Origin of the sequence: Pseudomonas sp. C1C7 (genome assembly GCF_013359595.1) — a bacterium.
GTDB lineage: Bacteria > Pseudomonadota > Gammaproteobacteria > Pseudomonadales > Pseudomonadaceae > Aquipseudomonas.
Genome location: NZ_JABFMP010000044.1, coordinates 20725 through 47616, shown reverse-complemented (window position 1 = coordinate 47616; position 26892 = coordinate 20725). Strand labels below are relative to the sequence as shown.

The 26892-nt window shown below is 59.9% G+C and carries 26 protein-coding genes and 2 pseudogenes; 8 read left to right on the top strand and 20 right to left on the bottom strand.

Annotation, left to right across the window (positions count from 1 at the left end; all coding sequences use genetic code 11):
• Positions 1 to 244 precede the first annotated feature (244 nt).
• A complete protein-coding gene (locus tag HNO86_RS26270) occupies positions 245 to 736 on the top strand; it encodes a GNAT family N-acetyltransferase (RefSeq protein ID WP_175379837.1) in 492 nt (163 codons plus the stop codon).
• A gap of 80 nt (positions 737 to 816) precedes the next feature.
• Here the strand turns inward: HNO86_RS26270 and HNO86_RS26265 are convergent, their stop codons facing one another.
• From HNO86_RS26265 to HNO86_RS26245, 4 genes and pseudogenes are all read right to left on the bottom strand, one after another.
• On the bottom strand, positions 817 to 1032 hold the full coding sequence (locus tag HNO86_RS26265) for a hypothetical protein (protein WP_175379836.1): 216 nt from the start codon (positions 1030 to 1032) through the stop codon (positions 817 to 819).
• Positions 1033 to 1257: 225 nt separating this feature from the next.
• Positions 1258 to 1527 (bottom strand): annotated as a pseudogene (locus HNO86_RS26255) (TonB-dependent siderophore receptor); the annotation flags it as partial.
• A 145-nt stretch (positions 1528 to 1672) separates the two neighbouring features.
• On the bottom strand, positions 1673 to 3418 hold the full coding sequence (locus tag HNO86_RS26250) for a phosphoethanolamine transferase CptA (protein ID WP_175379835.1): 1746 nt from the start codon (positions 3416 to 3418) through the stop codon (positions 1673 to 1675).
• A 212-nt stretch (positions 3419 to 3630) separates the two neighbouring features.
• Complete coding sequence (locus HNO86_RS26245) at positions 3631 to 3807, bottom strand: DUF6026 family protein (protein ID WP_175379834.1); 177 nt, start codon at positions 3805 to 3807, stop codon at positions 3631 to 3633.
• A 248-nt stretch (positions 3808 to 4055) separates the two neighbouring features.
• Between HNO86_RS26245 and gnd the strand changes: the two genes are divergently transcribed.
• Positions 4056 to 5060 (top strand): phosphogluconate dehydrogenase (NAD(+)-dependent, decarboxylating), encoded by a 1005-nt coding sequence (gene gnd, locus HNO86_RS26240; RefSeq protein ID WP_372242561.1) that lies wholly within the window; start codon positions 4056 to 4058, stop codon positions 5058 to 5060.
• A complete protein-coding gene (gene zwf / locus HNO86_RS26235) occupies positions 5057 to 6580 on the top strand; it encodes a glucose-6-phosphate dehydrogenase (protein WP_175379832.1) in 1524 nt (507 codons plus the stop codon). Before gnd ends, zwf begins: the two co-directional genes overlap by 4 nt.
• Positions 6581 to 6996: 416 nt before the next feature.
• On the opposite strand, the gene nhaB is transcribed toward zwf, so the two are convergent.
• From nhaB to HNO86_RS26220, 3 genes are all read right to left on the bottom strand, one after another.
• Positions 6997 to 8499, bottom strand: a complete 1503-nt coding sequence (gene nhaB / locus HNO86_RS26230; RefSeq protein ID WP_175379831.1) for a sodium/proton antiporter NhaB — start codon at positions 8497 to 8499, stop codon at positions 6997 to 6999.
• 75 nt (positions 8500 to 8574) lie between these two features.
• On the bottom strand, positions 8575 to 9864 hold the full coding sequence (locus HNO86_RS26225; protein ID WP_175379830.1) for a hypothetical protein: 1290 nt from the start codon (positions 9862 to 9864) through the stop codon (positions 8575 to 8577).
• Between the two features lie 302 nt (positions 9865 to 10166).
• Positions 10167 to 10433, bottom strand: coding sequence for a hypothetical protein (locus tag HNO86_RS26220; protein ID WP_175379829.1), 267 nt, complete (start codon positions 10431 to 10433; stop codon positions 10167 to 10169).
• 345 nt (positions 10434 to 10778) lie between these two features.
• Between HNO86_RS26220 and HNO86_RS26215 the strand changes: the two genes are divergently transcribed.
• Positions 10779 to 12104, top strand: a complete 1326-nt coding sequence (locus HNO86_RS26215; RefSeq protein WP_175379828.1) for a sigma-54 dependent transcriptional regulator — start codon at positions 10779 to 10781, stop codon at positions 12102 to 12104.
• Between the two features lie 171 nt (positions 12105 to 12275).
• Here HNO86_RS26215 and HNO86_RS26210 read toward each other — a convergent pair whose 3' ends face one another.
• The 10 genes and pseudogenes from HNO86_RS26210 to HNO86_RS30740 all read right to left on the bottom strand — a co-directional run.
• Positions 12276 to 13586 (bottom strand): hypothetical protein, encoded by a 1311-nt coding sequence (locus HNO86_RS26210; protein ID WP_175379827.1) that lies wholly within the window; start codon positions 13584 to 13586, stop codon positions 12276 to 12278.
• Positions 13587 to 13632: 46 nt separating this feature from the next.
• Positions 13633 to 14403 carry a hypothetical protein gene (locus HNO86_RS26205; RefSeq protein WP_175379826.1) on the bottom strand — a complete coding sequence of 257 codons (771 nt, stop codon included), beginning with the start codon at positions 14401 to 14403 and terminating at the stop codon, positions 13633 to 13635.
• Between the two features lie 24 nt (positions 14404 to 14427).
• Positions 14428 to 15108 (bottom strand): C39 family peptidase, encoded by a 681-nt coding sequence (locus tag HNO86_RS26200; RefSeq protein ID WP_175379825.1) that lies wholly within the window; start codon positions 15106 to 15108, stop codon positions 14428 to 14430.
• A gap of 63 nt (positions 15109 to 15171) precedes the next feature.
• The gene (locus tag HNO86_RS26195) at positions 15172 to 16194 is read right to left on the bottom strand and encodes a heme utilization protein (RefSeq protein ID WP_175379824.1); all 1023 of its coding nucleotides are present in this window, start codon (positions 16192 to 16194) and stop codon (positions 15172 to 15174) included.
• Positions 16195 to 16257: 63 nt separating this feature from the next.
• Positions 16258 to 16836, bottom strand: a complete 579-nt coding sequence (locus tag HNO86_RS26190) for an adhesin (protein ID WP_175379823.1) — start codon at positions 16834 to 16836, stop codon at positions 16258 to 16260.
• 1 nt (position 16837) lies between these two features.
• Entirely contained in the window at positions 16838 to 17272 is a 435-nt protein-coding gene (locus HNO86_RS26185) for a hypothetical protein (protein WP_175379822.1), read from the bottom strand.
• A gap of 353 nt (positions 17273 to 17625) precedes the next feature.
• On the bottom strand, positions 17626 to 18156 hold the full coding sequence (locus HNO86_RS26180) for an AAA family ATPase (protein WP_175379821.1): 531 nt from the start codon (positions 18154 to 18156) through the stop codon (positions 17626 to 17628).
• Positions 18153 to 18716 carry a nicotinamide riboside transporter PnuC gene (gene pnuC / locus HNO86_RS26175; RefSeq protein WP_175379820.1) on the bottom strand — a complete coding sequence of 188 codons (564 nt, stop codon included), beginning with the start codon at positions 18714 to 18716 and terminating at the stop codon, positions 18153 to 18155. Before pnuC ends, HNO86_RS26180 begins: the two co-directional genes overlap by 4 nt.
• 252 nt (positions 18717 to 18968) lie before the next feature.
• Complete coding sequence (locus tag HNO86_RS30745) at positions 18969 to 19703, bottom strand: methyl-accepting chemotaxis protein (RefSeq protein WP_372242560.1); 735 nt, start codon at positions 19701 to 19703, stop codon at positions 18969 to 18971.
• A 123-nt stretch (positions 19704 to 19826) separates the two neighbouring features.
• Positions 19827 to 20513: pseudogene (locus tag HNO86_RS30740) on the bottom strand (cache domain-containing protein); the annotation flags it as partial.
• A gap of 344 nt (positions 20514 to 20857) precedes the next feature.
• Here HNO86_RS30740 and HNO86_RS26165 point away from each other — a divergent pair.
• Both HNO86_RS26165 and HNO86_RS26160 read left to right on the top strand, forming a co-directional pair.
• Positions 20858 to 21688 carry an undecaprenyl-diphosphate phosphatase gene (locus HNO86_RS26165; protein ID WP_175379818.1) on the top strand — a complete coding sequence of 277 codons (831 nt, stop codon included), beginning with the start codon at positions 20858 to 20860 and terminating at the stop codon, positions 21686 to 21688.
• A complete protein-coding gene (locus HNO86_RS26160) occupies positions 21685 to 22101 on the top strand; it encodes a DUF1294 domain-containing protein (RefSeq protein ID WP_175379817.1) in 417 nt (138 codons plus the stop codon). Before HNO86_RS26165 ends, HNO86_RS26160 begins: the two co-directional genes overlap by 4 nt.
• Before the next feature lie 240 nt (positions 22102 to 22341).
• Here HNO86_RS26160 and HNO86_RS26155 read toward each other — a convergent pair whose 3' ends face one another.
• Entirely contained in the window at positions 22342 to 22701 is a 360-nt protein-coding gene (locus HNO86_RS26155; RefSeq protein ID WP_175379816.1) for an MmcQ/YjbR family DNA-binding protein, read from the bottom strand.
• The gene (locus tag HNO86_RS26150; protein ID WP_175379815.1) at positions 22698 to 23606 is read right to left on the bottom strand and encodes a LysR substrate-binding domain-containing protein; all 909 of its coding nucleotides are present in this window, start codon (positions 23604 to 23606) and stop codon (positions 22698 to 22700) included. Before HNO86_RS26150 ends, HNO86_RS26155 begins: the two co-directional genes overlap by 4 nt.
• Before the next feature lie 128 nt (positions 23607 to 23734).
• Here HNO86_RS26150 and HNO86_RS26145 point away from each other — a divergent pair, with 128 nt between their 5' ends.
• Both HNO86_RS26145 and HNO86_RS26140 read left to right on the top strand, forming a co-directional pair.
• Positions 23735 to 24346, top strand: coding sequence for an FMN-dependent NADH-azoreductase (locus tag HNO86_RS26145; protein WP_175379814.1), 612 nt, complete (start codon positions 23735 to 23737; stop codon positions 24344 to 24346).
• 178 nt (positions 24347 to 24524) lie between these two features.
• Positions 24525 to 25562, top strand: a complete 1038-nt coding sequence (locus HNO86_RS26140) for a dienelactone hydrolase (protein ID WP_175379813.1) — start codon at positions 24525 to 24527, stop codon at positions 25560 to 25562.
• 61 nt (positions 25563 to 25623) lie between these two features.
• Here HNO86_RS26140 and HNO86_RS26135 read toward each other — a convergent pair whose 3' ends face one another.
• The gene (locus HNO86_RS26135) at positions 25624 to 26811 is read right to left on the bottom strand and encodes an MFS transporter (RefSeq protein ID WP_175379812.1); all 1188 of its coding nucleotides are present in this window, start codon (positions 26809 to 26811) and stop codon (positions 25624 to 25626) included.
• Between the last annotated feature and the right edge of the window lie 81 nt (positions 26812 to 26892).

Genomic DNA, 26892 nt, shown 5'->3' with positions numbered 1-26892 from the left:
CATCCATGCCGGGTTGCCCACTGCGCAGAACCTGCGCTCGGCCTTCCGACGGGGCGCATCAAAATCAAAAGCGAGGCGGCCTACCGGCCGGCCTGATCGGGATTGGTCCGTGTAGGAGCAAGGCTTGCCCGCGAATAGGCCGGTGAATTCACAACGAATACCAACAGATTCACGCGGTATCGCTTTTCCCTCGCTCAGGATATCGTCCTACATCCCGGGACTACTTTTTTGAACGAGGATGGAAATGGATTCCGCTGAAATACTTGTGTTGCAGGCCAGTTATACCAATCCGGTGCATGCTGAGGCGCTGGCCCTGGTGCTGAACAGTTATGCCACTGATCCCATGGGCGGTGGTCATGCCTTGCCTGCGGATGTGTTGGAGCACTTGCCGGCCGAGTTGGCCAAGCGTCCCCATGCTTTCAGTGTGCTGGCCTTTGTCGGCGGTGAGCCGGCGGGGTTGGTCAATTGTTTTGAAGGTTTCTCTACGTTCGCCTGTCGGCCATTGGTCAATGTGCACGATGTGGCAGTGGTGCCGAAGTTTCGCGGGTTGGGCTTGAGTCAGCGGATGCTGCAGAAGGTCGAGGAGATCGCGAGGCAGCGTGGTTGCTGCAAGATCACGCTGGAGGTGCTGGAGGGTAATGCGGTGGCGCAGGCGTCCTACGGCAAGTTCGGTTTCGCTCCGGGCGAGTTCGATCCGGCTCATGGGCGGATGATGTTCTGGATCAAACCTCTCTGATCCAGGCAAAAAAAGGGGCGTCCATCAGGACGCCCAACCGTTCTCTCTGACTGAAGAGCAAACAGTCAGAGGTGTAGCAATCACTTCGGTCTGTAGGACTCGGTCATCTGCGCGGTCTGATCGTCCGGAACCCGTAATTCCTTCGCCTGGCTCTGGGAGATGTTGCCCAGGGCCAGTTGCTGGTTGTAATGCAGGGTTTCGTAGTAGTAGCGCATGCGCTCGGCGCCGCCTTCGGCAAAAGCGGTGGCAGAAGCGAACAGGGTGAGAAGGGCGAGGATCGGCGTGATGCGTTTCATGGTGTGCCTCCCACTTACAAGATGTCGGATGCCATTCGTCCATGATCAATGAATCAAAGTCGAAGGCTCATTATCCGCCGATTCGGTTAAATGGGAATGACCTGCACTCACACTGATTGGGCTTAGAGTCTCCAGTCCAGACTCAGGGTCACGGTCCGTGGATCGCCCCAATACACACCGTTGTAGAAACCGACATTGTCGTAGTACTTCTTGTCGAACAGGTTTTTGCTGGCGTGTGATGACCGACACCGATTGCGGTGTTTCCTTGATCGAAAGGTTCAGGCGGGTGGCCGTGCTCATGGAGCCTGTGGTGTAGGACTCGGTGTTTTCCGTGGTGCTGCCCAGATTCTGCGCGGTGACGTTGGTGGCACCCAGCATGAGCGTGGGCGTCAGAGGCGCTTGCTCAGGCTCGGTTTCAGCCAGCAGATCGGGGCTCATGGCGGTTGCGCAGAGGCCAAGGGTTAAGCTCATGGAACGAGTGATAGGCGCGAACATCGCAGCCGACTCCTTGTCGTCGTTGAAAAATTTCCGTTTGTTCAAAGACGAAGGAGGGGGGAGGGATTTAGGTTCTAACGAGAATTATTGTCATTTCAAGAACAATCTGTAGGAGCGAGCATGCTCGCTCCTACAGGGTATGGGGTCAGTTCTGGACGACTTCCGCCTTGTCCGGATGGGGTTTTGGCTTGATCAGGCTGAAATCGATCAACGCCCGCTGCTGACGCTCGTACGGGTTGCCGATCATCAACGGGCGCGGCTTGAAGCTGTCGCTGACCACGCTCTTGCTGCGATCCAGTTCATCGAAGCTCAACCCCGCCAGATCCGCCCAGGTGTGGATCAGGTGTGAGCTGCTGTACGGTCGCTCCACATCCCCGGCAAAACTCCAGTCGTGGGTTTCGCGCCACTTCGGCGAGGCCCAGGCCATGAACGGAATGGTGTACATCGGCGCGGTGGGCTTGTTCTCGTTGCGGCCGAGCGTGCTGTGGCCGACGGAGTCGAACACGTCTTCACCGTGGTCGGACAGGTACAGCAGGAAGCCGTTCGGGTCGGTCCTGGCGTAATCCTTGATCAGGCTCGACACCACGAAGTCGTTGTACAGCACCGCGTTGTCGTAGCTGTTGTAGGTCGGCAACTGATCGTCACGCACGCCGGCCGGCACGCCATTGCGATCCTGGAACTTGTCGAAGCTCGACGGATAGCGGTACTGGTAGCTCATGTGGGTGCCGAGCAGATGCACCACGATCAGCTTGCGCGGCGCCGCGTCGGCCAGGGCCTTGTTGAACGGCTCGATCACGTCGCCATCGTACTGCGCGGCGTTCTGGTTGCGGTTGTTGTTCAGGTACACCTGCTCGTCGGCCTGCTGGGAGAAGGTGGTGAGCATGGTGTTGCGCTTGGTCATGGTCTGCTGGTTGGTGATCCAGAAAGTCTTGTAACCGGCCTGTTTCATCATGCTGACCAGTGAAGGCGTGGTCAGGTACAGCTCGGGGTTCTCTTCGTCGGCGAAGGTCAGCACCTGTTGCAGCGCCTCGATGGTGTAGGGGCGCGGGGTGATGACGTTGTTGAAGACGGTCAGTTGATCCTTGAGCTTGTCCAGTTCCGGCGTGGTCTGTCGCGGATAACCGTAGAGGCTCATGCGCTGACGGTTGGTCGACTCGCCAATCACCAGCACCAGGGTTGCCGGCTGGTTGGCCATGGCGTCCTTGAGGTTGTGCAGTGGCGCAATCTTGCTGGCGCTGTCGAGCATGTCCTGCATGCCGGCCAGGGTATCCAGGTAACGGTGATAGGCCACGGCCATCTGCCACGGCACGGCGGGCTCGATGCGGGTTTCGAATTTCTCGAAGCCGTCGGCGAAACTGTCGGTGCGCAGGGTCTGCTTGATCAGCGGATAACCGACCACCGCCAGCACGATGGCGAAGGCTGCCACCAGGGCCTGGCCGCGAGGCAGGTACACCGGGCGCAGGCGGGTCCAGAGGAACCAGGCGAACAGGGTGTGGGCCAGGAACGCAGGCACCATCCACCAGGCAAAGTACTGAGTCATGTACTCGCCCGCTTCAGACACGTTCGACTCGAACATGATGAAGATGACGCTCTGGGAAAATTCCTGCTGATAGATGAAGAAGTAGCCCAGGCTGGCCATGGAACAGGCCCAGAGCACCACACCGATCACGGCGGCCATCAGGCGAGTCTGCTTGGGGAACAGCAGCATCGGCGCGAGCCAGACCGCGCTCATCACGAAGGCCTGACGGAAACCGGAAAAACCGGAGGTGCCCGTCAGTTGAATCAGCAGTTGGGTGATACCGGAGAAGTACCAGAAGAACAGGAACTGCCAGAGCAGGCCTGTCCAGTCGAATCCTTTCGCAGACGTGTCGCTGCGTTTAAACCAAGCCATTTAACACTCCAGCCAAGACTCACTTCCACCGCCGGAGCAAGCAAGGCGCCGGCGAACGGGGGCCGCACGAATACCGGGCGGACACGAAGCCTTGCAGTATCAACAACTGAATGTGAAAACTTTGTCAGGAGTCTGGAGTGATGAGCGTTCAAACGTGTCGGAAGCAGGGCAATGCTGCTTCCGATTCAGGAGGGTTCGATCAGAGGGAGCGATCAGGCGTGGGGAGCACCTTGGGTCACGGGTAAGGGTTGTTGGCCCTGGATCATCAGGCGCAGTTGCGCGAGTTCCTGCTTCAACTGGTCGCGCTCGTCTTTCAGCTGGCGCAATTCGTCGCGACGGATAGTGACATAAAGGGTTTGTGCTGGCAGTGCGGTATGTACTGTGCCCATTGCTCACCTCGCAAATGGCGTGTTTCAACTGTAAATCCGGCCCGATATCGGTGCCTGATCTACTATCGGCGCCAATTCTGGTTTCTTTTGCCCGAGAAGGGAACTTTTTTATTTTTCACTGTCGCTGTGTCTTCGGCACGATTGCCGACGTTATCTGTCTGGATCGGGCACAATGCCCGGAAACTTCGCGCCAACGCTCTGGACTAACCTCAAGAGCCGCGTTGGGCTATAACCAATGACACACTTTTATTTGTAGTAGGGAGCATCAGCACATGCAACTCGGGATTATTGGACTGGGCCGCATGGGCGGCAATATCGCGCGGCGCCTGATGCTCAACGGCCATACCACCGTTGTGTACGACCGCAATACCGATTTTGTCGACGCCTTGAGCAAGGAAGGCGCCACCGGCGTCGCCGACCTGCCAGCCCTGGTCGCCGGCCTGGCCAAACCACGAGCGGTGTGGGTCATGCTGCCGGCAGGCGCACCGACCCAGGACACCATCGACACCCTGAGCACCTTGCTCGAACCCGGCGATACCATCATCGACGGTGGCAACACCTTCTATAAGGACGACATCCGCCGGGCCAGGACCCTGTCGGAAAAAGGCCTGCACTACATCGACGTCGGTACCTCCGGCGGCGTCTGGGGCCTGGAGCGCGGCTACTGCATGATGATCGGCGGTGATGACGCCACCGTTCGCCGTCTCGACCCGCTGTTCGCCACCCTGGCACCGGGCATGGGAGAGATTCCCCGCACCAAGGACCGCAAGTCCGATGACGACCGTGCCGAGCGCGGCTACATCCACGCGGGTCCCGCCGGTGCCGGGCACTTTGTCAAGATGATCCACAACGGCATCGAGTACGGAATGATGCAGGCCTTCGCCGAGGGCTTCGACATCCTCAAGACCAAATCCAGCACCAACCTGCCGGAAGACCAGCGTTTCGACCTGAACGTCGCCGATATCGCCGAAGTCTGGCGCCGTGGCAGCGTCGTGTCCTCGTGGCTGCTGGACCTGACCGCCGATGCCCTGGCCAGCGATCCGAAACTCGACGGTTTCTCCGGTTCCGTGGCGGACAGCGGTGAAGGTCAATGGACCATCGAGGCGGCGATGGAACAGGCCGTGCCGGTCCCTGTACTGTCCAATTCGCTGTTTGCCCGCTATCGCTCCCGCGGTCAGGGCACCTTCGGCGACAAGATTCTTTCGGCCCAGCGCTTCGGCTTCGGCGGCCATGTGGAGACTGCGAAAAAATGACCCATGCGATCCGCAGGAAATCCAAGGCTGACCCCGCGCCACCGACCACGCTGTTTCTGTTCGGCGCCCATGGTGATCTGGTCAAGCGCCTGCTGATGCCGGCGCTGTATAACCTCAAGCGCGACGGGTTGCTCGGGGATGGACTGCGGATCGTTGGCGTTGACCACAACGCCATCAGCGATGAAGGCTTCGCGAAAAAGCTCGAGGACTTCATTCGCAACGAGGTGGCCAGCAAGGTCGGCAAGGGTGACCAGTCACTCGATCCGGAGTTGTGGGGCCAACTCGCCAAGAACATCAGCTACGTACAGGGCGATTTCCTGGACGACAGCACTTATCAGGCGCTGGCGGCGAAAATCGCCGGCAGCGGCACGGGCAATGCGGTGTTCTACCTGGCCACCGCGCCACGCTTTTTCAGTGAAGTGGTGCGCCGTCTCGGCGCATCCGGGCTGCTCGAAGAAAGCCCCGAGGCGTTCAGGAGGGTGGTGATCGAAAAGCCGTTCGGCTCTGACCTGCCAACCGCCGAGGCGCTCAATGCCTGCCTGCTCAAGGTCATGACCGAGAAGCAGATCTATCGGATCGATCACTACCTGGGCAAGGAGACGGTGCAGAACATTCTGGTCAGCCGTTTCTCCAACAGCCTGTTCGAGGCGTTCTGGAACAACCATTACATCGACCACGTGCAGATCACCGCGGCGGAAACCGTCGGCGTGGAAACCCGTGGCAGTTTTTACGAAGTCACCGGCGCCCTGCGGGATATGGTGCCCAATCACCTGTTCCAGCTGCTGGCGATGGTGGCCATGGAACCACCGGCGGCGTTTGGCGCCGATGCGGTGCGTGGCGAGAAGGCCAAGGTGGTGGGCGCGATTCGTCCCTGGTCGGTGGAGGAGGCCCGCGCCAACTCGGTGCGTGGGCAGTACACCGCCGGCGAAATCGATGGCAAGTCCCTGCCGGGTTATCGTCAGGAGGAGCGGGTGTCGCCTGACAGCAATACCGAAACCTACGTGGCGTTGAAGGTCATGATCGACAACTGGCGCTGGGTGGGCGTGCCGTTCTATCTGCGTACCGGCAAGCGCATGAGTGTGCGGGATACCGAGATTGTCATCTGTTTCAAGCCGGCGCCTTATGCGCAGTTTCGTGATACCGAAGTGGATGAACTGGCGCCCACTTATCTGCGGATTCAGATCCAGCCCAATGAGGGCATGTGGTTCGATCTGCTGGCCAAGCGACCGGGGCAGGCTCTGAAGATGGATAACATTGAGTTGGGGTTCGCTTATAAGGACTTCTTTGAGATGCAGCCGTCAACCGGGTATGAGACGTTGATCTACGACTGTCTCACGGGGGATCAGACGTTGTTTCAGCGGGCGGACAATATTGAGAACGGCTGGCGTGCGGTGCAGCCGTTTCTTGATGCGTGGCAGCAGGATGATTCGGTGCAGGGGTATGCGGCGGGGGAGGATGGGCCTCTGGCGGCTGAGGAGTTGCTGACGCGGGATGGCCGCGTCTGGCACGGCCTTGGATAACGACTCAGATTCCCTGTAGGAACGCTCCGGCATTCATCCTGCCGACGGGGCGGGTGGATCAAAATCAAAAGCAAGGCGGCCTACCGGCCGGCCTGATCGGACGCAGTTCCGTGTAGGAGCTGCCGAAGGCTGCGATCTTTTGATCTTAAAAGATCGCAGCCTCGCTTCACTCGACAGCTCCTACACGTGCAGCGCATCACCTGTAGGAGCGAGGCTTGCCCGCGAAGGCGGCCTGGTAGCCGACCTGATCTCCCGGATGTACCCCCCACTGTGGGAGCGGGCTTGCCCGCGATGAATGCCCAGACACCGCGGGGTATCAGCCAGCCAGCGTCATCGTTCACCACCATCGCGAGTGAACTCGCTCCTACAGTGGTACGCAGGCGCTCACAGAGTTTGTGTTTGACCACAACACCGGTTTACAGCCAAAAGCTCACCGCATACCACCCCAACACCCCCATCACCACCGTATAAGGCAACGCCATCCATACCATCCGCCCGTAGGACAACCGAATCAGCGGTGCAATGGCCGAGGTCAGCAGGAACAGGAAGGCGGCCTGGCCGTTGGGGGTGGCTACGCTGGGCAGGTTGGTGCCGGTGTTGATGGCGATGGCCAGGGTTTCGAAGTGTTCGCGGGTCATTTCGCCGGCGAGGAAGGCGCGTTTGACTTCAGTGATGTAAATGGTTGCCACGAACACGTTGTCGCTGATGGCCGAGAGCAGGCCGTTGGCGATGTAGAGCATGCCCGGCTGTTGTGAGGGCGAAAGGGAAATGACCCATTGAATCAGTGGCGTGAACAGTTGCTGATCCTGAATCACCGCCACCACCGCGAAAAACACCACCAGCAGCGAGGTGAACGGCATCGCGTCCTTGAAGGCCGTGCCCAGGCGATGTTCGTCGGTGATGCCGGTGAACGCGGTGATCAGCACAATCACCATCAGCCCGATCAGGCCCACTTCCGCCACATGAAACGCCAGCGCGGCGATCAGGATCAGCGCCGCCAGGCCCTGCACGATCAGTGCTGCACGCTGGCGGGTGGTACGTTCGGCATTGTCCTGCGCCGCGTAATCGGCCAGTACGGCCCGTACGTTGTCCGGCAGCAGGGTGCCGTAACCAAACCAGCGCAGCTTTTCCAGCAGTACGCAGGTCACCAGGCCTGCCACCAGTACCGGCAGCGAAACCGGGGCGACTTTCAGGAAAAATTCGGAGAAGTGCCAACCCATCTCATGGCCGATCAACAGGTTCTGTGGCTCACCCACCAATGTGCAGACGCCGCCCAGCGCCGTGCCCACCGCACCGTGCATCAGCAGGCTGCGCAGGAAAGCGCGGAACTGATCCAGATCCTCGTGATGAAGCTGGGGCAGGTGGCGATCGTCGCTGTATTCGCTGTCCTGGCGCGGATCGGTGCCCGAGGCCACGCGGTGATACACCGAATAAAAGCCCACGGCGGCACTGATGATGACCGCGGTCACGGTCAGGGCATCGAGAAACGCCGAGAGAAAGGCCGACAGGAAGCAGAACATCAACGCCAGCATGGCCTTGGAGCGCACGCCCAGCAGCAGGCGCGAGAACAGGAACAGCAGCAGGTCTTTCATGAAGTAGATGCCGGCCACCATGAACATCAGCAGCAGGATCACCGGAAAGTTGTGCACCAGTTCGTCATACAGCGCCTGTGGCGTGGTCATCTTCAGCAGCAGGGCTTCGACCAGCAACAGGCCGCCGGGCATCAGCGGGTAGCATTTGAGCGCCATGGCCAGGGTGAAGATGAACTCCAGCACCAATAACCAGCCTGCCGCCACCGGGCCCGCTGTCCACAGCACCAGTGCATTGAGAATCAGAAAACCGACAATACAGAGTTTGTACCAGCGGGGAGAGTTGCCGAGAAAGTTATGGGCGAACGCTTGGGCCATGGAGCCGGACATCGGCTACTCCTTGTTTTAAGAAGCGCGCAAGTTGCCGCAAGTGAGCGAGAAGTTCAAGCGTAGGAAAAATTACAGTCAGCCCAGATAACGGACGACGATCGCATGGTAGTTGCCGTCCAGGGAATAACCGCCGACGACGATATTGCCGTCGGCCTGAACAGCCAGTGAAGTGGCGGTGTCGAGACTGCGGCCCAGGCGAGTGCGAATCCATCCGTTGCCGTCGCCGAAGTTGCGGTCCAGCTGTCCGTCGGGCAAGTAGCGGCCCAGCATGAAGTCCGCATCGACACCGCCAACGGTCGCGCCGGCCGTGACCACCGTGCCGTCGGGCTGTGCCTGGGCGGCGGTCCACTGGCTGCCGATGCGACCGACTTCCAGCAGGTGCGGCAGGCCGCCGTTGCAGTGCATGTCGGGGCGTCCATTGCTGTGAATCTTCAAGGAGAGGCAGCGCATGGGATCGCGGCTGCTGCCGAAACACTGCACCTCCCCGTTATCGTGCTGGATGATCTGGCTGACCTGGGCGCCGTGTCCGCAGGCCTTGAACGTCATGAAGCCATCCACGGCAAACCGCTCGTCCAGACTGCCGTCGGCGTTGTAGCGCGCCAGCAGGCCTTCCTCCGGGAAGTTGACCGAGCCTCCCACCAGAATCCGCCCGTCGTGCTGTACCCGCAGGCTGTTGAGCCAGGTGTTCATCAACAGATGCCGGACCACCACGAATCCGCGACCGTTGAAGCTGCAGTCCAGGGTGCCGTCGACGTCGAGACGAATGAGCATGCCGGCATGATCGGCCAGTTCGAAATGGTGGTTGGCGATCAGCACGATGCAGCCATCGGGCTGAACCCCGGCATCACAGGCTTCGGCGCCCGGTACGCCGGGAGGCAGCCAGAGGTCGCGAACCCCGTGGGACAGGTTGCCCGGCAGGCGCACGACGCAGCGTCCATTGTCGCCAAAGCCTTGCGCCGGCCGCCCTTGAGCGTCGAACAAGGCCACGGCGGGGAGGGTGCGGTGGGCATTTTCGTAGTGCAGGCCGATCAGCAGAATGCGCCCGTCCGGCAACGCATGGACTTTGCCGGCCATGGCCTCGAAGCCAGGTTCGAACTGCCCGATAACGCTGCCTTGGGCGCCGAAGCTCAGGTCCGCAGAACCATCCTCCAGCAGACGGGCCAGGCCAAAGCGGCTGCCATCGGGCATGCCGACCTTGGCCGCCACCAGCAACCTGCCTTGTCCATCGATGGCGACACCGTTGGCCATGCTGGAAATGCTGCCGGCGAAGTACACCTGGGTTTTGCCGTGGTTGGCGAAGGAGATGTCGAGATGGCCGACGCTGTCGAGTGTCGGCTGGAGGGCTAGAACAGACGGGACTGCCATGCACGCTTCTCCTTGCGAGTCGTCTTTATCCACGGCTCTATCCATGGATTTGGAAGTGGCGACTTATAAGGAGAGTATTCAAGCTCTGAAAGCTTTAATGCACAACTGACTGAACTAACAGACGGAGAGTCGTTGTGTGCCACAACAGTGTCTTTTCGAACCAATGCCAAGCCTGCAAATGATTCAGGCGAGCGAAAGTTCAATCGGCAGAGTTTCGCAAGTGCGCTTGTTTATAAAACACAAGACAACTAACGACAGGAGGAGAGTGGGTGCGGATTACCCCGGGGTAATCCGCAAAACGATCAGTGCGGCATCGACCAGGACTGCAACTTGTAGCCTTCCTGGCTCAGTTCTGCGCGGGCCTGTTCCAGCAGGCGTTCGAGTTGCTGCGGGTCGGTGTAGGCGCTGCTGGGAATCTGCTTGCGGCCTATACTGTTGTTGGTGCGGTCGATGACGGTCAGGCTGAGTTCGCCGTTGCCATCCTGTGGCGCCCAGGCCACGCATTGGAAAGGCTTAAATGCGCGGTCGGCAATCAAAAGAGCTTCGTTGATACGCAGCGGGGCATTCATAGGATGTTCTCTCAATAGGCCCAATCAAGTGATGTGCCGACAGTTGGGCTTACCGTTCGGCTGGTTACTTGTACTGATGCCCGCAACCCGGCTTCGGGTCACACATAAATAAAAGAAATTTCAACTTTCTTTCGTGGCTGTAACACGGCTGTTCGATTCGAAAGCTGAGTGAAAGGTTCCAAAGTCGATAGGCAACTATCAAAGCGGCTTCTTATAACTATTTGTGCAGCAGCTCTATAGTCAAACGTTACAAGGCGCTGTCAAATTCTTGCTAACGTTACAGTCGGGTCCGCCAAATGACTGTTTTTAATAATATTTCCTAGAATTTGGCGCCAAGGAACAGTCATGAACGAAGCGCCTGCCTTGAGACGTCTATTAGTGGTTGACCCCTGCGACGACTGCCATCGTCTGTTACCGGGATTACGCTCCGTGGGTTGGGATGTCGACAGTTGTTCGCTGGAAAACGCCGCCGATCGGACCTGCGACGTGGGCCTGCTGCGCTTGCAGCCTTTTCATCTGGAGCGCCCGGAAGCGGTCAAGGAATTGATCAGTCGCAGCAACACCGAGTGGATCGCGGTGCTCAATCAGGAAGTGCTGCGCTTGCAGAATGTTGGCGACTTCGTCTGTGAATGGTTCTTCGATTTTCATACCTTGCCGTTCGATGTCTCCCGGGTCCAGGTGACCCTGGGTCGGGCGTTCGGCATGGCCCGCCTGCGCGGGCAAGGCACTGTCCATATTGATCAGCCCGAGCATGAACTGCTGGGCGACAGCAAGCCGATACGCGAACTGCGAAAACTGCTGAGCAAACTGGCGCCCACCGAGTCGCCGGTGCTGATTCGCGGCGAAAGCGGCACCGGTAAGGAGCTGGTTGCGCGTACGCTGCACCGGCAATCCCAACGGCACAGCAAACCCTTCGTCGCGATCAACTGCGGGGCGATCCCCGAGCATTTGATCCAGTCCGAGCTGTTCGGCCATGAAAAGGGCGCGTTCACCGGCGCCCATCAACGCAAGGTCGGACGCATCGAAGCGGCCAATGGTGGCACGCTGTTCCTCGATGAAATCGGTGACTTGCCGCTGGAATTGCAGGCCAATCTGTTGCGTTTCCTGCAGGAAAAGCACATCGAGCGGGTGGGCGGCAGTCAGCCGATTCCGGTGGATGTGCGGGTGCTGGCGGCGACCCACGTCGACCTTGAGGCGGCGATCGAGAAGAAACGCTTCCGGGAAGACCTGTATTACCGCCTCAACGTGCTGCAGGTGGTGACTGCGCCGTTGCGCGAGCGCCATGGCGACCTGTCGATGCTGGCCAACCATTTTTCTCACTTCTACAGCCACGAGACCGGCCGTCGCCCGCGCAGTTTCAGCGAGGATGCGCTGATTGCCATGGGCAAGCACGATTGGCCGGGCAACGTTCGTGAGCTGGCCAACCGCGTACGTCGTGGCCTGGTGCTTGCCGAAGGGCGGCAGATCGAGGCGCGGGACCTGGGGCTGATCAGCCAGCAGACCGTCGCCACGCCGATGGGCACCCTCGAAGACTACAAGACCCGGGCCGAGCGCCAGGCGCTGTGTGATGTACTGAATCGCCACAGCGACAACCTCAGCGTCGCCGCCAGGGTCCTGGGGGTGTCGCGGCCGACCTTTTACCGGTTGCTGCACAAGCACCAGATCCGCTGACCCGATCAATCTGCAGGAGCGCGGCTTGACCGCGAATGCGTCAGTTCAGCCAACATCAATGTTGACTGTGCCGGCCTCTTCGCGGGCAAGCCTCGCTCCTGCAGGGTTAATCGTCGCTCATGAAATAACCCCGCCGCGATTGAACACCGCGGCGGGGCTTTTGCTTGCCGGTCAGAAGTAGTACGGGAATTTCAGGCTGAACTGGAAGTCCGGCGCATCGTCGGTCATGCCGATCGACAGGTTGGGAACGATGGTCAGGTTGTCGGTGGCCGCGATGGTCATGCCGATGTTGAAGTAGCCGGCGTTGGCGTCGCTGGACGTGACCGATTCCCAATCCCCGCCATCCTGCTTGATCTTGCTCTTGCGTTGCACCACGTCAGACACCGAGAACGACATACTCATCTTTTCGTTCAGGGCGAACGCAATACCGGCACCGAGCTGGAAGCTGTCGCCGATGCGTACCTTGCCCGGTGTGTCCACGTTGACCGTGGAGCTGATGTCGTCGAAGGATTCTTCGAAGTTGTGGGTATAGGAGAAGCTACCGAACAGCACCGCCGGGTCAAACGTCTTGACCAGCGAGATCCCCGGCGTGATCGACCACACACCGTTGCCGGTGGGCAGGGTGTCGGGCACGAACAGGTTGGAGTTCGCGTCGGTCTGGCGCAGCTTGATGCCGAACGGGTCCTTGCCGGTAGGCGCCTTGACCCGCAAGGTCACGACTGCATCGGGTGTATTGACCGACTCGTCCATGAACTTGTAGGCGATACCGAAGTTGACGTCGCCAATGGTCGGGTCGCGGGTGACCGTGTCTTCGGTGGTGACGTTCGAGGCGCCACCGTTGCCGCCACCGGACTGGTAGGTGGATTCGCGGTAGATCACCGGCACGTTCAGGTCGAACTGCCAGCGATTGTCGAAGTTGTAGCGGCCGGTCAGGTCAAGTGTCCAGGTATCGGCCTTGATCCGGTCCAGGTTGATGTTGCCGAGGAAAATCGAGTCCAGGGCGAGGAAGCCGTTGAGGATCAGCTGGCGCGTGTCGTAACGCGAATAGGTGAGCCCGGTTTCGAAACTGAACTTGCCGCCCCCGAAGAAGCCGCTGGCCTCGTCATACAGGTTGGAAACGCTCTGCGCCGGCTGCGAATCGTCCGCCAGCGATTGACCGTAGGAACTGCCAGTGCCACCCCCGGCGGCGCCCCCTGATGCGGCGGCGGCTCCGGTTCCCGTTGCGACTTGCGAGTTGCCTTTCATGTCTGCCGGCGACTTGGCCAGGCGTTTCGGGGGAGGAGCTGCCGGTTGATCTTCGACCTGGCGGACCCGTTGTTCGAGGACCGCCAGGGCTTTTTGCTGTGCTTCGTATCGTTGCTTCAACTCCAGAAGTTCCTGCTTCAGAAGCTCCACCTCCGCATCCGGTGCTGCCTGCACCATCACCGCCGGGAGAAGAGCGCTCAGACATACAACTGCGCGCAGTGGTACTGATCGATACATGAATCAAGCCGTCCCTTAATGCCCAATGGTCGAGACTCAGCGTAGTTCAATATCCAAGGGTGCGAAGTGCGTTGAGTTGAGTCAGATTGCAGTCCAATGCGCCAGCACTCGGGCCATTATTATTGAGTACCACGTTGAGCTGAGTGAGGTTGCTGACCATGTTGCTGTTACCCAGGAGCCGGGTATTTTGCAGCAGGCCGCCCTGGGCGACTTGTTGCATGGCAGAACCCTGATTGTTGTTGGCCGTAATGGCCATTTGTACACCGCCGCCCGTTGCGGACACTGCGACGCTGCCTGCAGCATTGCTGCCGGTAATGGTCTGGCCTGCCATCAGCGCCTGTCCCTGGCTGGGTGCCAACGCCGGGGCAGTATTGGCCTCTTTGACGTCGATGCTGATGTTGTTGTTGGAACTGTTGCCATCGCCCGCCGCACGGGTGACCTGAGTGATGCCCTGGGTCACGGTGAGGTTGGCGCCACCGGTCACGCTTCCGGTGCCGTTTTCGCGTGGGCTGCCGCTGTTGTCGCCACCGTTGTGCGAGTAGGTTGATACATAGAACTGCGGTTTTACCGTTGAAGACTGAATCTGCATCGACGTCGATGCGCCGATCATGTCACCGCTGGCGTTGCGCCAGGTACTGCTCATCACCACACCGAAGCTGATGATCCGCCCCGGCATTACATAACGACCACGCAGCTCGGCCAGCTCCTGGTCCTTGATTTCGATGGGTTTGAATCCGTTTGCAAAACCTGAGGTGCTCGCTACCAGACAGGCAGCGGCCAGCCAATAAGAGGTTTTCATCTGCTGCTCCCGGAGCATCCTGCTCTATCATCTTGTAGGCGATTAAAAGAAGTCGCTCTGTATGAAGCCGAAATCCATCAGTTCCGCATCTTTGACCGGGTTGAAGTTATCGAGCTTGTTCTTGGCCGTCAGGGGTTCCGGTGGGCTGCGCAAGGCATTGGCCTTGTCATAACCGGGACCTACGATGGCAAAGACGATGCCGTTCCAACCTTTGACAAAGTCATCGTGGGAGTAGCGTTTATGGCCGAGTACCGGGTCGCCGATGTAGACCCAGTCCTTGTCAGCCCGCTGCAACACCACGAAGTGCTTGTAGCCGCGAATATCCACCAGTACCACCACCGGAATCGTCACTGAATCGAGTCTTTCCGGCGGGATCTTGTAGCCCCGGGCACGCATGCCGATGCTTTCAACGTAGCGCTTCATGTCCAGCATGGAGAAACCCTGTGTACGAACAAGGTCCTGGTCAGCGTTGACCAGCATGCCTTTGATGACGTGCTCTTCATCGACGTCGAGCCAATAGGCCTGGCGCAGTACCGTTGCCAGTGCGGCGGCGCCGCAGCTGAAGTCGGTCTTCTGTTCGACGATGTCCATGAACTTGCGCTCACGCAGACTCTGCACCTGCTTGTACACCAGTACGCCACCTGGCAGGGCGGCAACCGGCATCTGTGCAGCCTCGGTCAGGCTGGACAGGCAGAGCAGGGCAACGAGAGCAGTCTTGTGCATTGTCGATACGCCTTGGGACTGTGGAAAAAAGCCCCGTTGCCGGGGCTTTTCTTTTTATCGCGATTACTGGCAGGCGCGGCAGCCGGCAGCGATCGACAGCGAGTTGCTTTGTTGGTTGCCTACACCGGCAGCGTTGTTGAAGCCCGCGTTGCCGTTGAAGTTGTTACCAACGTTAGTCATGTTAGCAGTGTTGGTAACCGGGTTTTTCCAGCCGTCTGAAACCATGACCTGTTGAGTGTACTGACCAGCCAGATCGAAGGTGCCCATGGCCTGGAACTTGAACTTGTCGTCCTTGTTGTTGCCGCCGTTACCGCCATGGCCGCGGTCGTTGTTGCCATAACCGCCACCGTAGCCGCCGTGGCCACGATCCTCTTCGACGGTGCCAGTGCCTTTGGCCTGGAATTTGCCATCAGCCTTGAAGGTGCCTTTGAGGGTTTCGGTTTTAAAGGTCTCGGTGCCATAGTTGCTGACCTGCAGACCGCTGGAGGTCTGGTTGGCCGCCGCAGCAGCGCCTGCTACACGGCCGCCCGATACGGCGATCGCCAGGTTGTTTTTCTGTTGGTTGAAGTCGCCGGCAGCGTTGTTCACACCGATGTTGCCGGAGCCGCCATTACCCACATTGCTCATGTTGGCGGTGGCTGTGCTGGAGTAGTTGTAGACGGTGTTGCCGGTGTTGTTCTGAGTGGCGCTGGATACGGCGACTGCGGAACCGAAGATGAAGCTTTCGTCAGCAGTGGCCAGAGCGGCGGCGTTGTCCTGTTGGTTGCCATCGCCAGCGGCGTTGTTCATGCCGGCGTTGCCGTTGCCGCCATTGCCTGCGTTTTCCATCCGGGCATCATTTCGGGTGCCCTGGTTCAGTACGCCGTTGTCAGAGCTGTTCTGTTCATCCAGCACGGCGGCCCCAGCGCCTGCGGTGATGGACAGAATTTCTTCGAAAGTAGGGTGCTTGGGCTGCTGGTTGCCATGCCCATTGCCGTGACCGTTGCCATGACCGTGATCATCATCACGACCGCCTGCTTGTGCTGCGATTGCCATCACTGCTGCGAGAGCGAAAACCAGTGGTTTCAAGGCCATTGAAGGTTTCATGGTGTTTCTCCGTGCTTATTAGTTGGTTAAGTGTTGGTACTTTCTAATCGCACTGCGTTTGGGTCAGTCAGCGACCCGGATGCTCAGGGTGTTAGCCATTCGGTTCCCCACCCCTGCACTCTGGTTCACCTGGATTACCCCACGGCTGCCGGTGAAGGCCTGGTCGCTTGTCACGACCTGGCGACTGCCGGTTTGGGTGCCAGCTGCTCCTGAGCTTGGTAGCAACGCCACGTTCTGTTGAGAAAGGGCGCTATCGTCAACGGCTTGCGGACCGGCACTGATGCTGATGCGCATGGCGTTGGCCATCTGGTTGTTGGCTCCGGCGCCCTGGTTGACGCCCAGTACACCGTTGCCATTACTGAAAGAGGTGCCGCCGATGTTGGCCGTCGCATTGATCGACCGATTGGCGGGCGTGGTGATTTTCTGATTGATGCTGGTGGTTGCCCCGGCTTCGGTGCCGATGGCGATGGCGCGAACGTTGGTCTGTTGTTGCTGATCGCCGGCTGCCTGGTTGACGTTGAAATTGCCTTTGTACTGGGAGCCGGAGTTTTGAATGTTTGCGGTATCGACTGCGGTGACCTTTGAATCGGCCATGACGGTGGTGCAGGCGAACATGGCGAGGAAAAGGACGGAACGATTCATGTCATTGACCTCCGGCCATTCTGGTAAGTGGAGCAAGGCCGGTGCTCATGGCACGGTTGATGGTTCCGGAAATCGCGCCGCCGCTGCCGCCACCGTGGCCGGCGCTCATGCCTGGCATGCCATTTGGATTGGTGACCGTGTTGAGGCTTTGCAGGCCGTTCAGGGCCTGGCCGTTACTGCCGCGAAGCGCAGTACCGCTGGTGACTCCGGCAATGTCGGCATCGCTCAATTCGCCATTAACGCGAGCAGATGGGTTGGTGTTGACGGTGGTCGGGTAGGGGTCCTTGCCACCGGTGCGGCCGATGGGCACCGGTTGTACGTCACGTGTCAGCACGATGACGCCGTTGCCTTCGGCTTGTACATTCAGACTCAGTACCGAGGTAGCGGCACTTCCTATCAGGAGGAGGCAGGTCAAGCCTTTATTGAATGTCCCCACGGCAGCGATTCCTTCTTTTTGTGGGCTGGCCCCTGGTCAGCGTTGTGAAGGAGAGAGCGAAAGCTGTGCCGGTTTTTGAAATCATCGGTATTTCAATGGCTTGCAGACTTTGTCCGGGAGAGGGCTATCCGATCTGTTTCAACGCTGAGACAACGCAAAGGGCGCGAAGCCGTCTAAATCGCTTGCAATGCTCTGGAACGGGGGTTTGCGAGGTGGTGTTTCAAAGGCTTAACAGCGCGGACAGAAACAGGGGTAGGAGTGTTCAATCTGGCCCTTTGCGGGCAGAGGGGTGTTTCACCAACGGACACTTTTGCCCCGCAATAGGGGAAAACGGCGGGTAATTTGCCCCACTATCAGGGGTGTGCAGCCAGCAGCTTGGTAACCGCCATGAACGCCTGGGACTGGCGTTCAGCCCAGTCGCCTCGCAGAATCTGCAGCGGTTGACGGTGGAGTTGGAGCCAGGCGAGGGTGTCGTCGAAGAAGGTCTGACGTTCATGCAATTGGGGTTGGCAACGCATGCCGTCGTCCATCCAGTCGACGTTTTCCGGTGACAGCAGCAGGTGCAGATCGTAGTGGCGCGCCAGCAGGGCTTGTTCGATCCAGGCAGGGCAATCGCCGAACAACGCCTGACTCCAGAGCATGTTGCTCAGCAGGTGCGTATCGAGGATCAGCAGATCCGGTTGCCGGGCGCGGGCCTCGTCCTCCCAGCGCAACTGGCCGCTGGCGATCTCCGGGATATCGGCCAGACAAGTGTCGCGCTGGTTATGCTCGATGAACCAGCGCACGTATTCCCCGACCACGATCCCGCCGAAATGCTTCTGCAACTCGGCCGACAGCCAGCTCTTTCCGCTGGATTCGGGGCCCGTAAGCACCAGTACTTTCATGTGCGCAGCGCCGGTGCCGCGCGCCATGTATGCCAGCCCTGCACCGCCAGCAGCAGGAACAGGCCGTAGAGCGCGGCCGTCAGGTACAGGTCCTTATAGATGAACAGCCCGACGAAAATCACATCCACGGTGATCCACAACGGCCAGCATTGAACGCGTTTCTGCGCCATCCAGACCTGCGCGACCAGGCTGAAACCGGTGAGTGCCGCGTCCAGCCAGGGTTGCGCCGCGTCCGTCCAGTGGGCCATGGCTGCGCCGAGCAGCAGGCTGCCGATCGCGCCGACCAGCAGGCCGTAGAACACCGAAGATCCTTCAAGCCGGCTGACTTCCCGGCCATGTCGCGCCTCGCCCGCGCGGGTCCACTGCCACCAGCCGTAGATTTGCAGGGCGGCGTAGATCACTTGCAGGAGCATGTCCGAGTACAGCTTCACTTCGAAGAAGATCCAGCTGTAGATCAGCACCATCACCAGGCCGATCGGCCAGCACCAGGGGTTCTGTTTGACGGTCAACCAGACGGCAATCACGCCGAGGGTGGCGGCGAACAGTTCGAGCCCGGACATGCAGGTTCCTTGGGGGGATAAGAAGAGGGCGCGGATTGTAGCGCGATTCCTTGCAGGAGCGAGCCGGCGGCATTCAGGCAGCCAGCGTCATCGTTCACCACCCTTCGCGGGCAAGCCCCGCTCCTGCAGGGTTTGGCAGTGTTCACCGGATTTGTGGTCGACGAAAGAACCTGCGGGCTTGCCCGCGAAGAGGCCGGTACATCCAACCGTTATGCTGGCTGACACAACCCCATCGCAAGCAGCCTCACAACATCAAGTCCGGAACTGGCGCAGCAACCCGTTCAACTGCTCGCTCAAGTCCTTCAGGCGCACACTCGCCGCGCTCGACTGTTCCGCCGCCAGCGCCGTGTTGTGGGACAACCCGGCCGCCTGGGTGACGTTCTGGTTGATGTCCTCGACCACATGCGCCTGCTGCAGCGTTGCGCTGGCGATCGAGGCATTGAGCCCGGTGAGGTTGCGCAGGGCCTGGCTGATGGCATTGAGGCTGTTACCCGCCAGGCCAGCCTGCTCGATGGTGAGTTGCGAAGCCCGGCTGCTTTCGCCGATCACTTTGACCGCCGCTTCCGAATGATTTTGCAGGCGTTCGATCATCGACTGGATTTCCGCCGTGGACTTCTGGGTGCGCTGGGCCAGCAGGCGCACTTCATCGGCCACCACCGCAAAACCTCGGCCTTGCTCACCGGCCCGGGCCGCCTCGATGGCGGCGTTGAGGGCCAGCAGATTGGTCTGCTCGGCGATGGAGCGGATCACCTCCAGCACGCTGCCGATCTGAGTGCTCTCTGCAGCCAGGGTCCGAATCACCTCCACAGCCTGATCGATGGTCGAAGACAGCGTATCGATCTGCTGCAGGCTGCCATCGATATTGACCTGCCCCTGTTGCGCCTGGGCTTCGGCATCGCGCATTTCGCTGGCGGCCTGTTCGGCGTTTTTCGCCACATCCTGTACGCCATACGTCACTTCATTCATCGCCGTGGCCACCAGTTCCATCTGTTGCGACTGCTGCTGGCTGCGCTGCTGGGCCTGGGTGGCATCGTTGCCCAGTTCGCTGGAGGACTGGCCCAGCGCCGTGGCGGACGTCTGCAATTGACCGATCACCCCGCGCAGCTTGGCGGTGAAGGCATTGAAGTGATGGGCCAGCTGGGTGACCTCATCTTTGCCAAACGTATCGAGGTTGCGGGTCAGGTCGCTTTCGCCACTGGCGATGTTGGCCATGGCGCTGACGGTTTCGCGCAAGGGCTGGGCGATGCTGCGGGCAATCATGAACACCAGCAGCACCATGATCACGGCAATCGCCAGGCCGATGGACGAAGCCTTCCACACCTGGCCATAGAACTCGGCCTGCATGTCATCGATGTACACGCCCGAGCCGATCACCCAACCCCAGGGCTCGAACAGTTTGACGTAGGAAGTCTTACCCACCGGCTCGCTGGCACCCGGTTTCGGCCAGCGGTAATTGACCAGGCCGGCACCCTTGGTCTTGGCGACGGCGATCATTTCGTTGAACACCGCAAAACCGTCCGGATCGCGAATGGTCGACAGGTTCTGGCCATCGAGCTTCGAGTTGACCGGGTGCATGATCATCACCGGCGTCAGGTCATTAATCCAGAAGTAGTCGTTCTGGTCATAACGCAAACCGCGAACAGCGTTCAGCGCCTGTTTCTGCGCGGCCTCGCGGGTGAGGGTGCCGGCGGTTTCCAGATCGTGGTAGTAGGCGAGAACGCCACTGGCGGTCTGCACCACATGCTGGGTCTTCTGCGCCTTGGCCTGATACAGATCCTCGTGAATCTGCTTGAGCATGATGACACCGAGGGCCAGGAGCATCGTGACGGCCACGATCAGGATGAGCCACAGGCGGCGACTGATCGACATATTGCGCAAGCTATTCATAACGCGGTGCTCCGGTTTCTTGTTTTTGTAATGTGTACTCGTCGGCGTCCTGCCTGGCCCGAGAACGTGTCAGCGTTTTTCAGGCTTGTCTGATAGCATTTCGGCCAAGCGTGGAAAAACCTGAGTTCAAACTGAGATTTCACGGAGTTTTCCCGGAACTGCGGGTATCTTGTGCGCGCGAGTTTGCGACTACGCCAAAACGATTTGAAAAATATTGACGGGACATGCGCCCATGCATGGCCTTTGGGGGATTGATGGATCTTTGGACTGCCTTTCAGGCGTTGATTCTTGGGGTTGTAGAGGGACTGACGGAGTTCTTGCCCATTTCCAGTACCGGGCACCAGATTATCGTGGCCGATCTGCTCGACTTCGGTGGTGAGCGCGCCATGGCGTTCAACATCATCATTCAGCTGGGCGCGATCCTGGCGGTGGTCTGGGAGTTTCGCCGCAAGATTTTCGACGTGGTCGTTGGCTTGCCGACACAGCCGAGCGCGCGGCGCTTTACCGCCAACCTGCTGATCGCCTTCCTGCCGGCGGTGGTGCTGGGGGTGATCTTCGCCGACCTGATTCACCATTACCTGTTCAACCCGATCACGGTGGCTGCGGCGCTGGTGGTGGGCGGCATCATCATGTTGTGGGCGGAAAAGCGTCAGCATGAAGTGCACGCTGAAACGGTCGATGAGATCAGCTGGAAGGATGCGCTCAAGGTGGGCTTTGCCCAGTGCCTGGCGATGATTCCGGGTACTTCGCGTTCCGGCGCGACCATCATCGGCGGCCTGTTGTTCGGCCTGTCGCGCAAGACTGCCACCGAGTTCTCGTTTTTCCTGGCGATGCCGACCATGGTGGGCGCTGCGGTGTACTCGGGTTACAAGTATCGCGACCTGTTCGTGCCGTCCGACTTCCCGGTGTTTGCGGTTGGTTTTGTCGTCGCCTTCATTTTCGCGATGATCGCCGTTCGCGGGCTGCTCAAGTTCATCGCCAATCACAGTTATGCGATGTTTGCCTGGTACCGCATTGCGTTCGGCCTGCTGATTCTCGCGACCTGGGTCTTCGGTTGGGTTGACTGGACTGCGGCCAAGGCATGAGTGAGGCCGGCGTACGCAAACAGGCGGGCAGCGGCATCCGTAATCTTCGGCTGAAAGGGCTGGTGTTTGCGGTTCTGTGTGCGTTGCCGCTGTATGGTTCGGTGTCGTTCTGGTTGCGGGGGGTAACGCTGGTGCCGCTGGTAGCCTATGGCGTTGTCAGTGTGCTGGCGTTTTTCCTTTATTGGAGTGATAAGCGCAAGGCGCGCAGTGACAGTTGGCGTACGCCGGAGAATGTCTTGCACGCGGTGGAGTTTGCCGGCGGCTGGCCGGGGGCGTTGCTGGCGCAGCAGGTGTTTCGGCACAAGACGCGCAAGGTGTCGTTTCAGGTGTTGTTCTGGGGGATTGTGTTGGTGCATCAGGTGTTCTGGGTGGATCAGATTTTCCTGGGGTGGGCTGGTGGGTTTTTGCCGTAACACCTGTGGGAGCTGATTTGCCAGCGATGGCTTCACAGTTGACCTGATTTCCCGGATGTACCCAGACCCCTGTGGGAGCGGGCTTGCTCGCGAAGGCAGCCTGGTAGCCGGCCTGATCGGGATTGGTCCGTGTAGGAGCTGCCGAAGGGGGACTGTCAGATCTTTTGATCTTGCCCTTCAAAAGATCGCAGCCTCGTTTCACTCGACAGCTCCTGCATGGGCTCTGCGGGCCACACACACCTATAGCAACAACCCAACCTGCGTACGCTTGGGCAATTTGCTCACCACCAATTGATGTGATCGCTGCAACAACCCGCGCAATTCCTCGGCGCCCAGCGGGTAGGGCGTTTGCATGATGATCCACTGGGCTCTTGCCAGATATGGCGCGGGATGAATGCCGGGCCGGTCGCAATGGCCGAGGAACAGGTCTTTGTCGACCTTGAACGCCAGGGATTCGCCTCGCAGGTTCTGCAGGGCGAACATTTTGTTTCCGGCGATCGAGAACACCCGCACGCCGCCCCATTTGTAGTCTTCCCGCGCTCCGGGCAGGGCGAGGCAGAATTGGGCGACGTCTTCTTCGTTCATGCGTGCGGGTTTCATATCAGTCGGTCCCCGCAGGCATTGAAGGTTTCGATCAGGTGGTCGAGCCAGGCCCGGACGGCGGGCATTACGCCGCGGCGGTGCGGGTAAACCGCTTGCAGCCAGCCGCCCGGCAGGGACCAGTCTGGCAGCAGCTGCACCAGAGAGCCGTTGGCCAGTTCCTCTTCGCAATACATCATTGGCAGCGTGGTAAAACCCTGGCCGGCGAGGGCGCAGGTTTTGCGTACGATGAAATCGTCGATGCCCAAGCGGGCTTCAAGGGCCAGGTCGTAGTGTTTGCGCTGTTGGTCCACCAGACGGATGTGCACCAGTCGATCCGGTTCCAGGGCGCCGAGTACCGGCAGGTTTTTCAGGTCGTCCGGGTGGTTGATGACTTGTCCGTGAAGAAACGACGGGCTGGCCACCATGAGCATTTGCGCCTGACGCAGACGGCGGGTGACCAGCAAGGGGTCTTCATCGCCGGGTTCGCGCACACGCAGGGCGACGTCGACGCCTTCGGTGACCAGATCGACGCGGCGGTTGACCAGCATCACCTCCAGTTGCACTTGCGGGAATTTCTCCAGGAAGCGGCTGATCACGCCGGGCAGCATTTCGTGAGCCAGGCCGACGGGGGAGGAGACCCGCAGCCGTCCGCGGGGCTCGCTGGACATGCTGGCCACGGCTTCGTCGGCCATTTCCGCTTCCAGCAACATCGCCTGACAGTGACGCAAATAGCGCTCGCCCACGGCGGTCAGTTTGAGCTGGCGGGTGGTGCGTTGCAGCAGGCGCGCGCCCAGGCGTTCCTCCAGTTCGGCAATGCGCCGCGACAGCCGCGACTTGGGAATCCCCAGCAAACGCCCGGCCGCCGCGAACCCGCCGGCTTCGACCACCTTGGCAAAGTAATAAAGATCGTTGAGATCCTGCATCGTCAACACCAGATTGTTCTATCAATGGGACAAACTATCGCATTGTTGCAGTCTAATCAGCTATTGGTTTGCTCTGTAGGATTGTTTCCATCAGATCGCCGGCGGCGATCCTCACCTGGAGATCCCACATGAAACTGCTGCATATCGATTCGAGCATTCTTGGCGACAACTCGGCTTCCCGTCAGCTGAGCGGTGAAGTGGTCAAAGCCTGGCAAGCCGCCGAGCCAAGTGCCGTGGTGACTTACCGCGACCTGGCCGCCGATGCCATCAGCCACTTTTCCTCGACCACGCTGGTCGCTGCCGGCACCACCGCTGAACTGCGCAACGCCGCGCAACAGCACGAAGCCGAGCTGAGCGCCCAGACCCTGGCCGAATTCCTCGCCGCCGATGCCGTGGTGATTGCAGCACCGATGTACAACTTCACCATCCCGACTCAATTGAAGGCCTGGATCGACCGCATCGCCGTTGCCGGCCAGACCTTCCGCTACACCGAAGCCGGCCCTGAAGGCCTGTGCGGCGGCAAGAAAGTAGTGATCGTTTCGACGTCCGGCGGCATCCACGCAGGTCAAGCCACCGGCGTTGCCCACGAGGAGTACCTGAAAGTGATGTTCGGCTTCCTGGGGATCACCGACATCGAATTCGTCCGCGCCGAAGGTCTGGCGTACGGTGATGAAGTTCGCAACAAAGCCATGAACGCCGCTCACACGCAAATCAGCGAACAACTGTTCGCCGCCGCGTAAGGCTTGCGTCAAGCCGTAAAACGGCACAGGCAAACCACCAAAAAACTCTGTATTCTGATCACGCAAGTGCCAGATGCAGAGTTTTTTGTTTCTAGTAATTACAGATTTGCTGAAATAGTGGCCCGGGTTATGCAGTCGAGGGGAAACGTCTTCGATCCGGTAACAGATGGGGCATCCCATGATGCGTCTTTGTGCAACGTTGTTGATTTGCCTGTTCAGCAGCCTGAATTCAGTGCAAGCCGCCCCTGCGCCCCATCCTCACTGGAGCGTCGGCTATCACGAGTTGAGTTTTCTCGACCCGCTCGATCTGCAGCCGATGCGTGCCATCGCGTTCTATCCTTCCAGCGAAAAAGAGCACACCAGCAAGCTCGAGGGCTATAACGTCGAGGCCGGTGAAGACACCAAGGTCGCCATGGGCCGCTTTCCCATGCTGATGCTCTCCCACGGCAACACCGGAACCCCGCTGGCCCTGCATGACCTGGCGACCTCTTTGGCGCGCAAGGGCTTCGTCGTGGTGGCGGTGATTCATCCGGGGGACAACTCCAAGGACCACAGCCGCCTGGGCACTTTGAGCAATCTTTACGGCCGGCCGATCCAGATTTCCGAAGCCATCACCGCGACCCTGGGCGATCGCATGCTCGCGCCGTTCGTCAATGCCGAGCAGGTCGGGGTGATCGGCTATTCGGCCGGGGGCGAGACGGCGTTGATACTGTCCGGCGCCACACCGGACCTGGATCGCCTGCGTCGTTACTGTCAGGAACGCCCGGACGACCGCGATGCCTGTAATACCCAGGGTGAACTGATCGTCGACCGTGACGACCTGCAGCCGGTGGCCGACCCGCGGGTGCATGCACTGTTGCTGATGGCACCGCTGAGCCTGAAGTTCGGCCGTCATACCCTGGCCGACGTGCATGTGCCCGTGCTGCTGTACAGCGGCGATGGCGACAAACTGGTGGCCTTGGACAAGAACGCCGCCGCGCTGGCGCGCAAACTGCCGGTGGCGCCAGACTTCAAGTTGCTGGCCGGGGCAGGGCACTTCGTATTCATGGCGCCCTGCAACGATGAACAAATCGTCATCATGCCTGCGCTGTGCACCGATGCCGATGGCGTCGATCGCGAGGACATTCACCGCAACCTGATTACCGAAGCCGGGCGCTTCTTCTCGCGTACCCTGGGCAAGGCGTCCCGCGCCGGGATGCAGACTGCGGATCAATAATGCGCAGACCTGTGGCAGCTGGCGAAGCCTGCGTCCGGCTGCTACAGGGATCGGGTGATGGCTACTGAGGAGTTCTTTGTTTCAAATACAGGGTCAACACCAACCCGCCAATCGACAACAACGCCGCAATAAAGAAAATCCACGAATACCCCAGATTCAGCGCCACCGCCCCCATCAACGGCCCGGCAATGGCCAGCGCCAGATCGAAAAACACCGCATAGGCACTCAACCCCGCGCCACGGCTGGAGTTGGGCACCTGCTTGATCGCCTCCACGCCGAGCGCCGGATACACCAGCGAGAGGCCGAACCCGGTCAGGCCGGCACCGATCAGGGCAAAACCTGTCGAGGGCGCAAGCCAGAGCAGCGCCAGGCCCACGGTCTCGATGGTCATGCAGGCAATCGCCGAGCTGAACCCGCCGAATCGGCTGATGCTGGAAATGAACAGCAACCGCGCCAGAATGAAGCACACGCCGAAAACGGTCAGGCAGTAGGCCGCGCCGGTCCATCCGCGATTGAGGTAATACAGGGTGATAAAGGTGGTCAGGGTGCCGTAGCCGATGGAGGCCAGGCTCAGGCTGGCACCGAAGGGCGCAATGCGCCCGAACACCGCCCAGAACGGCAGGCGTTCACCGCGCACCACCGGCACCGAGGGCTTGTTGCGGATCAGCAGCAGGGCCAGTGCGGCCAGCAGCGACAGGGCAACGCCCAGGCTGGCGAACCCCAGCTGTGCCACCATCACCACCCCCAGCGGCGCACCAATGGCAATCGCGCCGTAGGAAGCGATGCCGTTCCAGGAAATCGACCGCGCCGTGTGCTCCGCGCCCACTTGGCCCATGCACCAACTGATAGTGCCCACGCCGATCAGGCCCTGGGCGATCCCCAACAGCACACGCCCCGCAATCAGTATCAGCAGGCTCAACAAGGGCAGGCTCTGCAACAGGGTCGACAACAACGTCAGCACGCCACTGAGGACGATACCCGACAAGCCATAGATGATTGCGCGCTTGGTGCCCACGGTGTCGGACATGCGCCCGGCCATGGGGCGGCTGAGCAGGGTGGCCAGGTATTGCGAGCCGATGGTGAAGCCGGCGATGACCGCGCTGAACCCCAGTTGCTCGTGCACGTAGCCGGGCAGTACCGCGATCGGCAGGCCGATGCAGAGGAAGGCGATGAAGGTGTAGAAGACGATGGAGACGATCTGCAGGGTGATCGCCATGGAGCTTTGCGGTGGGTGTTGCTGCGCAGACATGAGGACTCGTTCGCGGGCGGCGGTGGGAGAGCTGCATGATGGCGCGGCGGCAGGATAAAAGAAAGCAGGCTAACGATTAAA